This window comes from Azospirillum palustre (assembly GCF_002573965.1).
GTDB lineage: Bacteria > Pseudomonadota > Alphaproteobacteria > Azospirillales > Azospirillaceae > Azospirillum > Azospirillum palustre.
This window is the reverse complement of sequence record NZ_PDKW01000039.1, coordinates 715809-730841: the sequence shown is the minus strand read 5'-3', so window position 1 is coordinate 730841 and position 15033 is coordinate 715809. Positions and strand designations below refer to the sequence as shown.

Annotated in this window: 12 protein-coding genes; 10 read left to right on the top strand and 2 right to left on the bottom strand. The window is 68.7% G+C overall.

Annotated features, from left to right (window positions below; genetic code table 11):
- The first annotated feature begins 156 nt into the window (after positions 1-156).
- From CRT60_RS09440 to CRT60_RS09415, 6 genes are all read left to right on the top strand, one after another.
- Positions 157-1656 (top strand): sensor histidine kinase, encoded by a 1500-nt coding sequence (locus tag CRT60_RS09440; protein WP_098736133.1) that lies wholly within the window; start codon positions 157-159, stop codon positions 1654-1656.
- Positions 1646-2095 (top strand): response regulator, encoded by a 450-nt coding sequence (locus CRT60_RS09435; RefSeq protein WP_098736132.1) that lies wholly within the window; start codon positions 1646-1648, stop codon positions 2093-2095. The genes CRT60_RS09440 and CRT60_RS09435 overlap by 11 nt, the downstream gene beginning before the upstream one ends.
- Positions 2092-3132: a sensor histidine kinase gene (locus tag CRT60_RS09430; RefSeq protein ID WP_098736131.1), complete on the top strand. Its 1041-nt coding sequence runs from the start codon at positions 2092-2094 to the stop codon at positions 3130-3132. The genes CRT60_RS09435 and CRT60_RS09430 overlap by 4 nt, the downstream gene beginning before the upstream one ends.
- A 182-nt stretch (positions 3133-3314) precedes the next feature.
- A complete protein-coding gene (locus CRT60_RS09425; RefSeq protein ID WP_098736130.1) occupies positions 3315-4073 on the top strand; it encodes a TetR/AcrR family transcriptional regulator in 759 nt (252 codons plus the stop codon).
- A 6-nt stretch (positions 4074-4079) separates the two neighbouring features.
- Positions 4080-5318 carry an efflux RND transporter periplasmic adaptor subunit gene (locus CRT60_RS09420; RefSeq protein WP_244592375.1) on the top strand — a complete coding sequence of 413 codons (1239 nt, stop codon included), beginning with the start codon at positions 4080-4082 and terminating at the stop codon, positions 5316-5318.
- Positions 5319-5328: 10 nt separating this feature from the next.
- Positions 5329-8403, top strand: coding sequence for a multidrug efflux RND transporter permease subunit (locus tag CRT60_RS09415; protein WP_098736129.1), 3075 nt, complete (start codon positions 5329-5331; stop codon positions 8401-8403).
- Between the two features lie 86 nt (positions 8404-8489).
- Here CRT60_RS09415 and CRT60_RS09410 read toward each other — a convergent pair whose 3' ends face one another.
- Positions 8490-8678, bottom strand: coding sequence for a hypothetical protein (locus CRT60_RS09410; RefSeq protein ID WP_098736128.1), 189 nt, complete (start codon positions 8676-8678; stop codon positions 8490-8492).
- 372 nt (positions 8679-9050) lie between these two features.
- Between CRT60_RS09410 and CRT60_RS09405 the strand changes: the two genes are divergently transcribed.
- From CRT60_RS09405 to CRT60_RS09390, 4 genes are all read left to right on the top strand, one after another.
- Positions 9051-9902: a phosphate/phosphite/phosphonate ABC transporter substrate-binding protein gene (locus CRT60_RS09405; protein WP_098736127.1), complete on the top strand. Its 852-nt coding sequence runs from the start codon at positions 9051-9053 to the stop codon at positions 9900-9902.
- A complete protein-coding gene (locus CRT60_RS09400) occupies positions 9899-12637 on the top strand; it encodes a hybrid sensor histidine kinase/response regulator (RefSeq protein WP_098736126.1) in 2739 nt (912 codons plus the stop codon). The genes CRT60_RS09405 and CRT60_RS09400 overlap by 4 nt, the downstream gene beginning before the upstream one ends.
- Positions 12638-12762: 125 nt before the next feature.
- On the top strand, positions 12763-13155 hold the full coding sequence (locus CRT60_RS09395) for a hypothetical protein (protein ID WP_098736286.1): 393 nt from the start codon (positions 12763-12765) through the stop codon (positions 13153-13155).
- Positions 13156-13336: 181 nt separating this feature from the next.
- Positions 13337-13711: a response regulator gene (locus CRT60_RS09390; RefSeq protein ID WP_098736125.1), complete on the top strand. Its 375-nt coding sequence runs from the start codon at positions 13337-13339 to the stop codon at positions 13709-13711.
- Between the two features lie 57 nt (positions 13712-13768).
- On the opposite strand, the gene CRT60_RS09385 is transcribed toward CRT60_RS09390, so the two are convergent.
- Positions 13769-14971 (bottom strand): NnrS family protein, encoded by a 1203-nt coding sequence (locus CRT60_RS09385; protein WP_098736124.1) that lies wholly within the window; start codon positions 14969-14971, stop codon positions 13769-13771.
- Positions 14972-15033: the final 62 nt, after the last annotated feature.

The window sequence follows — 15033 nt, the reverse complement described above, 5'->3', positions numbered from 1 at the left end:
TAAGGCCAGTGTGCAGCTGCGGAAAACCATTCGTCCGTCCCAACAGCTTCAAAAAATGACGAAAGATGGAAGGGTGCCGACCGTGCCGCCGGTTGCCAACCCTCCTGCGAATTGGTAGAGGGGCTTACCCTTCCTCGCACCGCACGGCTCTCCGCGATGCCCACGTCCGGCAGCACAGTCACCCGCCGTGCCCTTCTGATGCTGCTCGCCGCCGCCTTCGCGCTGCTGGCGATCATCATGATGTCGGGATGGCTGGCGGACAGCACCCAGCAATATTCCCGCTCCGTCAGCCGGATAACGGCCCTGCGGGTCGCCGCCGGGACACTGCTCAGCCAGTTGCAGGATGCCGAGATCGGACAGCGCGGCTACCTGCTGACCGAGGACCGCCAATATCTCAAGCCCTACGAGGCGGCGGTCGCGGCGGTGGACGCCACCATCGCCCGGCTGCGCGAACTGGTCGACGGCGATGCCGGCGAGCTGCACATCGTCGACCGTCTCGTCGGTCTGGCCGCCGCAAAGCGGGAGGAACTGGCGGAGACCATCGCCCTGATGGGGGCCGGACGCCGGGAAGACTCCCTGGCCATCGTGCGCACCGGCCGCGGCATGCGGCTGATGGACGATGCCCGGCGCTCGCTCGACGAGCTGATCACCCCCGCCGATGCCCAGCTCGACACCCAGCTCCGCGCCCTGACCGGGCAGGCCAGGACGTCGGGATGGGTGGCGATCCTGGGCGGCCTGTTCATCCTGCTGGTCGTCGGCGGCGCCGTGTGGATCGCGGTCGGCTACACGCGCGCCCTCATGCAGGCGCAGCGCGCGATCCAGGCCCTCAACGATTCCCTGGAACAGCGCGTGTCGGAGCGCACCATGGAGTTGCAGCGGGCCAACGACGAGATCCAGCGCTTCGCCTACATCGTCAGCCACGATCTGCGCGCACCGCTGGTCAACGTGATGGGCTTCACCAGCGAGTTCGAGGCCGGACTGGCCAGCGTAGCCGCCGACCTCGACCGCCGGCCTGCGGATGGCGACGACGCCACGGCGGCGGAGGCGCGGCGGGCCGTCGCCGAGGACATGCCGGAGGCCATCGGCTTCATCCGCACGTCGACGACGAAGATGGACCGCCTGATCAACGCCATCCTCGCCCTGTCGCGCCAGGGCAGCCGGACGCTGAACCCGGAGCCCATCTCCATGCAGGCCTTCCTGGAAAACGCGGTCGCCAGCTACCGCCACCGGGCCGGCGAACTGCGCTGCGCCATCGACATCGCCGGCCCGCTGCCGTCGCTCGTCTCCGACCGGCTCGCCCTGGAGCAGGTGTTCGGGAACCTGCTGGACAACGCGATCAAATATCTCGACCCGGCCCGGCCCGGCCGGATCGCCATCCGCGGACGCGCCGAGGCGGGGCTGCTGATCTTCGAGGTCGCGGACAACGGCCGCGGCATCGCAGCCCAGGATCACGAGCGCATCTTCGAGCTGTTCCGCCGCTCCGGCGTGCAGGACCGTCCGGGAGAGGGAATCGGCCTCGCCTATGTCCGCACGCTCGTCCGGCGCCTGCAAGGCGACGTCACCGTCGATTCGGTTCCTGGACAGGGAAGTATCTTTCGCATAAGCCTTCCGAAAGTTCTTGCCCTGTCCCCGGAGAAGTCCGCTCATGAATCGTGACCCCCAAACGGTCTGCATCGTCATGATCGAGGACGACGAGGGACACGCCCGCCTGATCGAGAAGAACATCCGGCGGGCCGGCGTCACCAACGAGATCGTGCCCTTCACCGACGGCACCAGCGCGCTGGACTATCTGTTCGGTCCGGACGGAAGCGGACAGGCCAGCTCAGGCCGGGCGCTTCTCATCCTGCTGGATTTGAACCTGCCGGACATGACCGGGGTCGATATCCTGTCCAGGCTGAAGGCCAACCCCCACACCAAGCGCTTCCCCGTCGTGGTGCTGACCACCACCGACGACCGGCAGGAAATCCAGCGCTGCTACGACATCGGCGCCAACGTCTACATCACCAAGCCGGTGAACTACGAAAGCTTCGCCACCGCGATCCGGCAGCTCGGGCTGTTCTTCTCGGTCATCCAGATCCCCGAGGCGGAGGCATGACCGACCCGGCCATACGCATCCTCTACATCGACGACGACGCTGCCATGGCCCGGCTGGTGCAGCGGAAACTCGAACGGCGCGGCTATGCGGTGGAGTGGGCGAAGGATGGCCGGGTCGGGTTGGAACGGCTGGAACGGGGCGGCATCGCGGTGGTCGGTCTGGACCACGAGATGCCGGGGGAAACCGGGCTGGACATACTGCCGGCCCTGCTGGCGCGCGAGAACGCCCCGCCGGTCATCTACGTCACCGGTGCCGGCGACACGCGGGTGGCCGTCGCGGCGCTGAAGGCCGGTGCTGACGATTACGTTCCCAAGGAGGCCGGCGAGGGATTCTTCGATCTGCTGGCGGCGGCCATCGAGCAGGCGCTCGAAAAGGCCCATCTGCGCCGGGAACGGGAACAGGCGGAGCGGGAGGTGCGCGCCGCCCGCGACCGGGCGGAGCTGCTGCTGCGGGAGGTCAACCACCGGGTCGCCAACAGTCTGGCCCTGGTGGCGGCCTTCGTGCGGATGCAGCGGTCGGGCCTGTCCGATTCCATGGCCCGCACCGCCCTGGACGAGACCCAGGTGCGCATCACCGCGATCGCCGGCATCCACCGGAGCCTCTACACCTCCGACGACGTGCGCTCCGTCCGGTTCGACTCCTATCTGGAAACGCTGCTGGCCGAAATGCACACCGCCATGGCGTCCCGGCGCCCGGACAGCTTCGTCGTCGTCGCCGACGAGGTTTCGGTGCCGACCGACAAGGCGGTGTCCCTGGCGGTCATCGTGACCGAGCTGGTCACGAACGCCTGCAAATACGCCTATCCCGATGGCCAGGCCGGCAGCATCCGCGTGCGGGCGATGGCCGCCGAGGGGCAGCTGTCGGTGAGCGTCGAGGATGACGGGGTCGGCTTCTCCGGCGACGACGCCCCCAAGGGAACCGGCCTCGGCACCCGCATCGTCCAGGCGATGGCGGCCAGCCTGGGGGCGCTGCTGCATCACGACCGGCAGCATGCCGGCACCCGGGTGACGCTGACGATGCCGTTGCAGCCTCTGTAACCGCGCGTTCGGGCACCCCGCCCCGCCGGCCCCCTGTCAGGGGCCGGGCAGGAGACTGCCGGCCATCCTGCCGAACCCCATGGACAGGATGCCGCACCCAAGCTATATCTCCGCCATCAAGGTGAGTAAGCACTCACTTATCACAAGCGACCGACCCGGCCCCCACCGATGGCCCCCTTCTGATGGCCCCGCGCCTCGACAGCCACGCCCGCAAGCGGGCGATCCTCGACGCCGCCTTGCCGCTGTTCGCGCGCAAGGGCTTCGCCGCGACCACCACCAAGGAGATCGCGCAGGCCGCCGGCGTGTCGGAGGCGCTGATCTTCAAGCATTTCCCGTCCAAGGCCTTGCTCTACCAATCGATCTTCCTCTGCTGCATCGACGGCGATCCGGAATATGAGCGGCTGGTGTCGCTGCCGCCCAGCACCGGCACGCTGGTGCAGATGATCCAGGGCATGGTGAACTACTTCGTGATCGAGCTGCCGGTCGATCCGAACGAGCGCGCCCGCCACCGCCTGTCGATCATCAGCCTGCTGGAGGACGGCGAGTTCATGCGGCAGGTCTTCGAAGGCATCCGCAGCCGCTTCCTGCCCTGCTTCGCCGCCTCCATCGAGGCCGCGACCGCTGCCGGCGACCGGCTGCCGGGTCCGGTCGATGCGGAGAACGGCTTCTGGCTTGCCGAGCATCTGTGCGAGATGATGGCGACCGTCTGCCTGTCGGGCGGGGCCATCGTTCCCTATCCTTGCGGCCGTCCCGACCTTGCGCGCCAGACCATCTGGTTCATCCTGCGCGGGCTCGGCCTGCGTGACACCGCCATCGCCGCGCATGAAAGCGGCGGGCGCTTCCCCTTCGTGCCTTCCCAGCCACCGCCGGCAAACGATGCGGCCAAGCCCGCACATGGCGCAGCCAAGAATGACGACCCCACACCCGAGAGACCGGAGTAGCCGAACGTGACCCTGGACCATTCGCCAAAGACCGAGACGTCATTCGGCCACCCGGCGTCCGAGCCGGGTCGCGGGGCGCCTCCCCCCACCTCGCCGCCGCGCAAGCCGGTGACGCGCGGGCGGTTGACCGTGCGCATCGTCATCACGCTGATCGTGCTGGGGCTGCTGGGTGCGGGGCTGTACGGCTTCAACACCTTCCGCGCCAAGGCCATCGCCGATTTCTTCGCCAACAACAAGCCGCCGCCCACCCCGGTGGCGCTGGCGGAGGCGACGGTGCAGACCATCCCGAAATACCTGTCGGCCATCGGCACGCTCCAGGCGGCGCGACAGGTGACGGTGGCCCCCGAGGTCGCCGGCCGCGTCGACCGCATCCCCTTCGAATCGGGCGCCCGCGTCAAGGCCGGCGACCCGCTGGTGCAGTTGAACGACGCCACCGAGCAGGCCGACCTGCTGGCCCAGCGCGCCCAGGCGCGTCTGGCCGAGCTGAACCTTGAACGCTACCGCGACCTGCGCCGCAGCCAGGCGACGCCGCAGAGCAACGTCGACCAGTATCAGGCGCAGCTCGACGAGATCAACGCGAACATGAAGCGGACCAGCGCCCTGATCGGCCAGAAGCTGATCAAGGCGCCGTTCGACGGCGAGCTCGGCATCCGTCAGGTCAATGTCGGCGACTACGTCAATCCCGGCGCCACCATCGTGACGCTGACCGACCTGTCGCAGCTCTACATCAACTTCACCCTGCCGGAGCAGAGCTTCACCAAGCTGTCGGTCGGCCAGAGCGTGCTGATCAATGTCGATGCCCTGCCCGGCCGCGATTTCGAGGCGAAGATCACCACCATCGAGCCGCAGGTCAGCGCCGACACCCGGGCCGTCAAGGTGCAGGCGACCATGGACAACCGCGAACGCCAGCTGCGGCCGGGCATGTTCGCCAATGTCCGCGTCGTCCTGCCGCCGCAGCCCAACACGCTGACCGTTCCGGAAACCGCGGTCGACTACACGGTCTACGGCGATTCCGTCTTCGTCGCCACCCAGCAGAAGACCCAGGACGGCAAGGAGCAGCTGGTGGTGGAGCGCAAGCCGGTCAAGGTCGGCGACCGCCTCGCCAACCGCGTGGAGATCCGCAGCGGCATCAACCCCGGCGACCGCGTCGTGGTGTCGGGCCAGCTGAAGCTCGCCAACGGTGCGGCCGTGGTCCCGGCGGAGAAGAATCCGCTGACCCCGCCGCAGACCCTGCCGCAGAACTGAGGCCGACGCCATGGGCAGTTTCACCGACATCTTCATCCGCCGGCCCGTCCTGTCGCTCGTGGTCAGCCTGCTGATCCTGCTGGTCGGGGCCCGCGCGCTGCTGGAGCTGCCGATCCGGCAGTATCCCCAGCTGCAGAACACCGTCATCACCGTGACCACCAGCTATCCCGGCGCCTCGCCGGAGCTGATGCAGGGCTTTATCGCCACGCCGATCGAACAGGCGGTTTCCTCGGCCGAGGGGCTGGACTATCTGACCTCCTCCTCGACCCAGGGGCAGAGCGTCGTCACCGCCTATGTCCGGCTGAACTTCGATCCCAACGTCGCGATGACCGATGTGATGGCGAAGGTGCAGCAGGTCAAATACCAGCTGCCGCGCGAGGCCAACGACCCGGTCATCCTGAAATCGACCGGCGAGACGACCTCGATCCTCTATATGGGCTTCTCCAGCCCCGACCTGTCGGGAGCCGCGATCTCCGACTACCTGACGCGCGTGGTGCAGCCGGTGCTGTCCACGGTGGAGGGCGTCGCCCGCGCCCAGATCCTCGGCGGGCAGACCTTCGCCATGCGGCTGTGGCTGGATCCGGTCAAGATGGCGGCGCGCAACATCTCGCCGGCCGACGTCTCGGCGGCGATCACCGCCAACAACTACCAGTCGGCGCCCGGCCAGACCAAGGGCGTCTTCGTCATCTCCAACGTCACCGCCAACACCGGCCTGACCGACGTCGAGCAGTTCCGCGAGATGGTGGTGAAGGCCAAGGACGGGGCGCTGGTGCGCATGCGCGACATCGCCACCGTCGAACTCAGCTCCAAGAGCTTCGACGCCAGCGTGGCGATGAATGGGCAGCAGGCGATCTTCATCGGCGTCGACAGCACCCCGACCGGCAACCCGCTGAACATCGTCGCCGACATCCGCAAGATGGAGCCGGAGCTGCGGCGCAACCTGCCGCCCGACATGAAGATGGAGATCGTCTACGACAGCACCCGCTTCATCCAGGCCTCCATCGACGAGGTGGTGAAGACGCTGCTGGAGGCGGTCGCCATCGTCATCGTCGTCATCTTCCTGTTCCTCGGCAGCCTGCGGTCGGTGCTGATCCCGGTGGTGACCATCCCGCTGTCCATCGTCGGCGCGGCCACCTTCATGCTGGCGCTGGGGTTCTCGCTGAACCTGCTGACGCTGCTGGCGATGGTGCTCGCCATCGGCCTCGTGGTCGACGACGCCATCGTGGTGGTGGAGAACATCCACCGGCATATCGAGCACGGCAAGTCGAAGGTCGCCGCGTCGCTGATCGGTGCCCGCGAGATCATCGGGCCGGTCATCTCCATGACCATCACGCTGGCCGCGGTCTATGCCCCCATCGGCCTGCTGGGCGGCCTGACCGGCGCGCTGTTCCGCGAATTCGCCTTCACGCTGGCCGCATCGGTGATCGTGTCGGGCGTGGTGGCGCTGACGCTGTCGCCGATGATGTGCTCCGTCATCCTGAAGGAGGGCGAGCCGGGCCGCTTCGCCGCCTTCCTCGACCGTCAGTTCGAACGGCTGGCGGGCTGGTACGAGCGGCGGCTGCACGGCATGCTCGACTACCGCGCCGCGACCCTGCTGTTCGCGGTCGGCATCCTGCTGTCGGTCGGCTACCTGTTCGCCAACACCATGTCGGAACTGGCGCCGGAAGAGGACCAGGGCATCCTGTTCGGCATCTCCAAGGGGCCGCAATACGCCAACCTCGACTACATCGACAGCTTCGGCAAGCAGATCGACGAGACCTTCGCCGCCTTCCCGGAGACCGACACCCGCTTCATCCTGACCGGCCTGCCCACCCTGAACCAGGGCTTCGCCGGCATGATCCTGAAGCCGTGGGACGAGCGCAAGCGGTCGGCCAAGGAGCTGCAGCCGCTGGCCCAGGCCGAGCTGGGCAAGGTGACGGGCATCAACGTGTTCCTGGTGTCGCCGCCGGCCCTGCCCGGCTCCACCGGCGGCCTGCCGGTGCAGATGGTGATCTCCAGCCCCGGCGACTACCGCACCATCTTCGACGCCATCGAGCGGATCAAGGACGCCGCCACCAAGAGCGGCATGTTCATCGTCACCGACAGCGACCTGCAATATGACAGCCCGGTCGTCCGGCTGAAGATCGACCGCGCCAAGGCGGCCGATCTGGGACTGACCATGCAGTCGGTGTCGAGCACGCTGTCGGTGCTGGTCGGCGGCAACTACGTCAACCGCTTCAACCTGAACGGCCGCTCCTACGAGGTCATTCCCCAGGTGCCGCGGGTGGACCGCCTGACGCCGGACTCGCTGACCAACTACTACGTCACCTCCGGATCGGGCGCCCAGATCCCGCTGTCCACCGTGGTGTCGGTGGAGACGGCGGTGGAGCCCAACGCGCTGAACAAGTACAACCAGCTGCCGTCGGCCACCTTCTCCGCCGTGCCGATGCCGGGCGTCTCCATGGGTCAGGTCGTCGATTTCCTGGAGGAGCAGGCGCGTACCCAGCTGCCGGCCGGCTTCAACCACGCCTACCTGTCGGAATCGCGCCAGTTCGTGACGGAGGGCAGCCAGTTGATGGTCACCTTCGCCTTCGCGCTGATCGTGATCTATCTGGTGCTGGCCGCGCAGTTCGAATCGCTGCGCGACCCGCTGGTGATCCTGGTGTCGGTGCCGATGTCGATCTGCGGCGCGCTGCTGCCGCTGTTCTTCGGCGTCGCCACCATGAACATCTACACCCAGGTCGGTCTGGTGACCTTGATCGGCCTGATCTCCAAGCACGGCATCCTGCTGGTGGAGTTTGCCCGCGAGATGCAGCTCAACGAGGGCGTCGACCGCCGCACCGCCATCGAGCATGCCGCCCGCGTCCGCCTGCGCCCGATCCTGATGACCACCGCGGCGATGGTGGTCGGCCTGCTGCCGCTGCTGACCGCGGCGGGCGCCGGTGCGGCCAGCCGCTTCTCCATCGGTCTGGTCATCGTGTCCGGCATGCTGATCGGCACGCTGTTCACCCTGTTCGTCCTGCCGGCGGTCTACACCCTGCTGGCCAAGGACCACTACGCCGCCTCCCGCTCCAGCCGGGCGGAGCAGCTGCGCAGCACGACCTGACGCGCCGTCGGGCACCCGTGCGACGAAACAGGCCCCTCCCGACCGGGAGGGGCCTGTTTTCGTTCGGGGTTTTCTTGCGAGGCCTCTCACCCCGCCAGTTCAGCCGGCACCGGCAGGTCCTCGCCCTCCTCGCGGCGGAGCATCCAGATCATCCAGCGTTCCGTGTGGATCAGCAGGCGCCGGGTCTCGACGCTGTCGCAGCCGCGGCTGTGGCTGCGCAGGAGGCGGATGGCGCGGCAGATGGCGGACTGCGGGTCCTGGGCTCGATCCGGCACGGGCTGGGGTCCTCGGTGGCTATGCGGAGGGTAATGCGGGCTCTCCGACACATAGCGGACCGATCCGCAACCAAAGCGTGATCTTTCTTGGCTCCGCGCAGAATCCTGTCCGTCTGCCGTTCCAAAGTTGCGCCCGGCCGCCGCAATGATGCGGACGGTGACGATCGAAGTTTCAAGGGGCGCCACCAGTCACGGGTATCCGGCCGGCTCATGCCCGGCAAAGGCCACCCTGTGCGCTCTTGTCCCTACCTGCGGCATTTATCGAATGTTATATCTTTCGTCCTAGACCATCGCTCGGGCCGTCGCCGTCACGAATGCTGTCCGTCCAAGCGCCGGCATTTCACAACCGCAGTCCGTGGGGATCCAAACGCCATGACCAAGCGACTGTTCGCCCGCCTCGCCGCGCTCTGTTCCGCCGTGTTGTGCGGCCTGGCGGCCACCGCGCCGTCTCCGGCGCAGGCGGAGGAGCAGGCGTTCCGCATCGGCATCGCCCCGCACACCAGCGCCCGCGTCATCATCGAACAGTACCAGCCGGTCCGCCGCGCGGTGGAGGCGGCGCTGGGCCGGCCGGTGGAGATCGTGACGGCGCCCGACTTCACCGCCTTCGCCCGCCGGGCGGTCGAGCAGGACTACGACATCGCCGTGACCACCGGCCATCAGGCGGAGATGCTGCGCAAGGATGCCGGCTACCTGCCGGTGCTGACCTACAAATCGGACTTCCGCGCCGTGCTGGTGACGGCGGCCAAGGGGCCCTACCGGACGGTCCAGTCGCTGGCCGGCACCACGGTGCTGGGGCTCAGCCCGTCGTCGCTGGTGACCCTGTGGGGCCAGCACTGGCTGGCCGAGCAGAAGCTGCCGAACATCCAGCTGCGCTATGTCAGCGCCGCCGACAGCGTCGCCCAACTGATCCTGGCCGGCGACGCGTCGGCCGGCTTCATGTCGCTGGCCAACCGCGCCAAGCTGGCGCCGGAGGTGCAGGCCCAGCTGTCCACCATCGCCGAAAGCCCGCCGATGGCCGGCCGCGTCTACATGCTGAACGGCAAGCAGGCCACCCTGCTGGAGCCGTTGCGCAAGGCCCTGTTCGCTTTCGGCGAAACCGCGGAGGGTCGGACCTATTTCGACGCCAACCAACTGGGCGGCTACCGCCCGGTCACCGACGCGGAGCTGGAGGCGATGGAGCCGCTGGCCGACGAGGTCCGGAGCGTCCTGAAGGCCGGGAAATGATCCTGTCCCGTCTGGCGCCCTGGAAGACGCTGCGCGGGCGCATGCTGGCCGCCGCCATGGCGGTCGAGGCGATCATGCTGACCCTGCTGGTCGCCAACAGCGTGCGCCTGCTCTACGGCAGCCTCGCCGAACAGGCCAGGCTGCATGCGGAACAGGTGGCGCCGGTGCTGAACGCCGCCCTGGTGGCGCCGCTGGCCCAGCGCGACTATGCGACCCTGCAGGCGGTGCTGGACGAAAGCCGCTCCACCGGCGGCGTGCTCTATCTCGCCGTCGCCGACAGCAAGGGCAAGCTGGTGGCGACCAGCGGCTGGCGGCAGGACCGCGGCCTGCCCGCCCCCGACCCGGCGCTGACGCTGGACGCCAAGGACGGCGTCGCCCGCTATGACGTGACGGTCCCGGTGGCGCTGGCCGGGCAGAAGCTGGGCACGGTGCAGTTCGGCCTGGATCTGGCCCACATCGTCCAGGCCCGGCGCGACCTGCTGACCCAGGGCATCGCCATCGCCATGTCGGAGATCCTGCTGTCGGCCGGGCTGCTGACCCTGCTCGGCCTGTGGCTGACCCGCCATCTGGCGGCGCTGGCGCGGGCCAGCGAACGGGTGGCGGCCGGCGATTACAGCCCGCCGGCGCTGGCGGAGGGCGACGACGACATCGGCCGGCTGGGGGCCGCCTTCAACACCATGTCCCACGCCATCAAGGAGCGCGTCGACCAGCTGACCGTGGCGCTGGACGAGCAGGAGGCGCTGGCCCGCGACGTGGAGCACGAGCGCGCCCGCCTGTCGGCCCTGCTGTCGGCGATGGATTTCGGCGTGCTGTTCGTCGGCGGCGACGGCTGCATCGCTTATGCCAACCCTGCCTTCTCCGCCCTGTTCGCCATTGCCGGGGCGCCGGTCGGCCACCGGCTGGACGAGACGCTGGCCAATGCCGGCAACGCCCCCAGCGACACCGACCACACGCTGCTGTCGGCGGTGGACGGCGACGAGCGGCGCGAGATGACGCTGACCGACGGGCGCATCGTCAGCTGGCACAATGTGCCGGTGCGCAACGCCGCCGGGACCGCCATCGGCAAGCTGTGGCTGTGCATCGACGTGACCGAGCCCCGGCGCGCCGCCGAACAGCTGCTCCAGGCCAAGGAGACGGCGGAAGCCGCCAGCCGGTCGAAGACCGAATTCCTGGCGACCGTCAGCCACGAGCTGCGCACCCCGATGAACGGCGTGCTGGGCAACCTGACCCTGTTGTCCGACGCCTCCCTGCCGGCCGGGGAGAAGCGGCTGGCCGACGTCGCCCGCCGGTCGGCCGAAACGCTGCTGCGGCTGCTGGACGACATTCTGGACCTGTCGAAGCTGGAGGCCCGCCGCATCGACCTGGAGGAGGCCGACTGCGCCCTGCCCCAGCTGATCGACGGCGTGCTGGAGGTGCTGCGCCCCAACGCCACCGACAAGGGTCTGGAGCTGTCGGCCCGGCTGATGCCGTCGGTGCCGGAGGTGATCGTCACCGACCCCGCCCGGCTGCGCCAGATCCTGTTCAATCTGGTCGGAAACGCGGTGAAATTCACCGAGGAGGGCCACATCGCCGTGCGGGTGCGCCGGCTGGACCGCGACCTTGCCGAATTCGCCCCCTACGGCCGTCCGAATTCCTTCCTGCTGGAGTTCGAGGTGGAGGACACCGGCATCGGCATCGCGCCCGACTCGGTGCCGACCCTGTTCGACCGCTTCACCCAGGCCGACAGCTCGATCACCCGGCGCTATGGCGGCACCGGGCTGGGGCTGGCGATCTGCCGCGACCTCTGCCTGCTGATGGGCGGCAGCATCGCCGTCGACACCGCTCCCGGCCGCGGCAGCGTCTTCCGCTTCACCATCGTCGCCGGTCCCGGCGATCCGTCGGCTCTGCGCCGCATCGACGCCGGCCACGGCACCAGCCTGGGCGAGGCCGCGCGCGTCGCCGCATTGCCGCCACTGCGCGTGCTGGCGGTCGACGACATCGAGGTGAACCGCGACATCGTCCGCGGCATCCTGGAACGCGCCGGCCACAGCGTGGCGCTGGCCGCCAGCGGCGGCGAGGCGGTGCGCATGGTGCGCGACCAGCCCTTCGACCTCGTGCTGATGGACATCCAGATGCCGGGCATGGACGGGCTGACCGCTACCCGCCGCGTGCGCGAACTTCCCGGAGACAAGGGCAACGTGCCGATCCTGGCGCTGACCGCCCATGCGTCGGGCAGCTCGCGGCCGGAATGCCTGTCGGCGGGGATGAACGGCTTCGTCACCAAACCCTTGCGTCCCGCCCTGCTCTTCGCCGAAATGGCTTCGGTGCTGGGCAAGGGCCTGTCCCCCGCTCCCGAACAGGCGAATCCAAAGCCGGCCGCTCCCGAACCCCAGTCCCCGGAGGCTGACATGACCGATATGCCGGACACCGACCTCCTGGACGAAGAGCAGGTTTCGCTGCTGCTGGAGGTGCTGACGGCCGACGACTGGACCGCCTCCATCGCCGGCTTCACCGAGAATGGCCGCAAGACCATCGACGGCCTGATCGCCCAGGCCCGCGCCGGGGAGCCGCACAACCGCACCGCCCACACACTGAAGGGCACCTCGCTCAATCTCGGCGCCGCCGCCCTCGGCCGGCTGGCGAAGGAGTTGGAACACGCCCCCGCCGCCGCGGTTCTGGAACAGGAAGGGCGGCTCTACGACCTGCTCGACCGCTCGCTCGCAGTATTGGCCGCACGAACGCCAATCGCCATCTGAACGGATAAGCCGACGGTTGGGCAGCACCCATCGGGCAGTGGCGGCTTCCACATTCGGACAGGTGGGCATGGCACAAAAGCTTCCCTGACGCGTTGATCCATCAGGACAACGACCAGAGAGGCATCATGAGCGAGCTTGCGGACGATCTCGACCAATGGACCGGCACGCGGCCCGGGGTGAGGGCCGACCGGGTTCGGCCGGCGGTTCGCCAGGCGATGACCGCGGCCGGCTTCGCGCCGATGGATTTGGGCGACGGCAGCCATGCCTGGTATCGCCGGTCCGATGACGGCACCCATGCGATGATTTCGCACAACAACGCGCTGGACGGCGACCCGGCGGTCAAGGACTGGATCGTCGGCCAGTATGGCGAGCGCGGCGGCTTCGTCGAGGTCGGCGGCCTGCCCCTGGCCCGCGCGCTGCAAGGAGCCGACGTCCTGCCGTCGCCGGTTCGGCCGGACGGGTCGCTGGTGGAGGCGCTCTACCCCTCCCTCCAACAGGCACTTGATGATCTGGGGTGATAGTCCAGCCCGAGCTTGCCAATGGCCCAATGGGCGATGACCAAAGGTCTGGGGGCGATGACCAAGGTCGGGGTGGACAAGCGGACGGCTGAACGGAAAAGCTCACGCCGGTTGCCGGAGGGGATTGCGACCCCCATCTGTCCGCCGACCACCGCTTTGACCAGCAGCGAGCCGCCTGTCCATGGAAGCCGACCGATCCAAGCCCCTGCGCATTCTGCTCGTCGAAGACGAACCGCTGGTGGCCATGGCCATAGAGGATTCGCTGGAAGTCCAGAATGTCGTCGTCGTCGGCCCCGCCGGCACGGTGGCCGAGGCGCTGGACCTGATCGCCAAGGGCGGCATCGACGCCGCCCTGCTCGACGTCACCCTGCGCGGTGAGCGCGTCGACAGCGTCGCCGATGCTCTGGGCGCCGAGGGCATCCCCTTCGTCTTCACCACCGGTCATGGCGCCGCCGGCCTGCCGCGGACCCATCAGAACCGGCCGGTCCTGACCAAGCCCTTCCGCGAGGTCGAGATGACCGACGCCATCGACCGCTATTTCCGCGGCGGGGCATAACGCCCCGCCCAACTGCATTCCAGTCACTCTGCCCCAGTCACTTTCCCTCTGCCCTGCTCAGCCCGGCCGCCCATCGGCCCGAGGCGACAGCAGGACCGGGGCGTAGGCGACGAGGTACAGGGCGAAGGCGGTGACCCAGGCATAGCCCGACCATTGCAGCGCCGCCCACACCCAGTCCACCGGCAGCACAGGCGAGGCGGTGCGGCCGACCGCGGCGACCGTCAGCAGCACATAGGCGGCGACCGTCGCCCGCGACACCGTCAGCGGCCGCCCGGTGTGGCCGAGCGAGGCGCGGCTCATCACCGCCAGGATCAGCGTGGCGAAGGCGCCGACCGTCATCGCATGGGTTCCCGAAGCAGCGGGCAGCCCGGCCAGGGCATGCAGCCCGCGCAAGGTCAGCGCCACCGGCACCCACAGATAGCCGACATGCAGGATCCACAGGATCGGCGAGCGCCAGGCTTTCCAGCCCTGCCAGCCGGCCAGCCGCACGGCATGGGCCACCGCGGCGGCGAGTGCGATCAGTCCGGTGATAGCCGACTCCGGCGCCACCATCGTCGCCGGGATCAGCGCCAGCGTCAGGACCAGCGTCGGCCGCTCCACCATCGGCCAGGACCGCACGCCCAGGCCTGCCTTGCCGAGCCCGTTGCGGGTGAAGGCCGGCAGGATGCGCCCGCCGATCACCGTCACCATCATCAGGATGATGCCGAGCCCCAGCGCGAAGCCGGCATCCGCCCCGCCGTCCAGCATCTCCAGCCAGTCCAGATGGATCAGCAGATTGGCGGCGGTCAGCAGCCCGATCAGGATCAGGAAGGCGCTGTTGCGCCACTTGCCCGCCTTCACCAGCGGCCGGGCGAGCGCGATGCCGAGCCCCGGCAGGAAGGCGATGTCGATCACCGCCGCCACCGCTTCCGGCATGCCGGTCCAGGGAAAGACGGCGACGCGACCGGCCATCCACAGCGCCGCGAGCGCCATCAGCGGTGCGCCGGACACCGCCTTGGTCCCCGTCCAGCTCGGCACCGCGGTCAGCAGGAAGCCGGCGACGGCGGCCACCACCATGCCGAACAGCATCTCATGGGCATGCCAGGCGCTGGCGCCCGCCGCATGCTCCGGCCATTCCCCGGTCACCAGCACGCCCAGCCAGGCGGCCAGCAGCCCGACGGCGGCCACGCCGCTGAACAGGAAGAAGAAGCGGAAGCCATACTGGAACAGGATCGGGATGGCGGGGCCGTCGTCACGGCCGGCAAGACTGGGGGAGGACATGGACAGGAACTCCGCAGGACGGGTGCTGCAATGCAGGATGACCGTCAGCCTGCGCGCAGCAC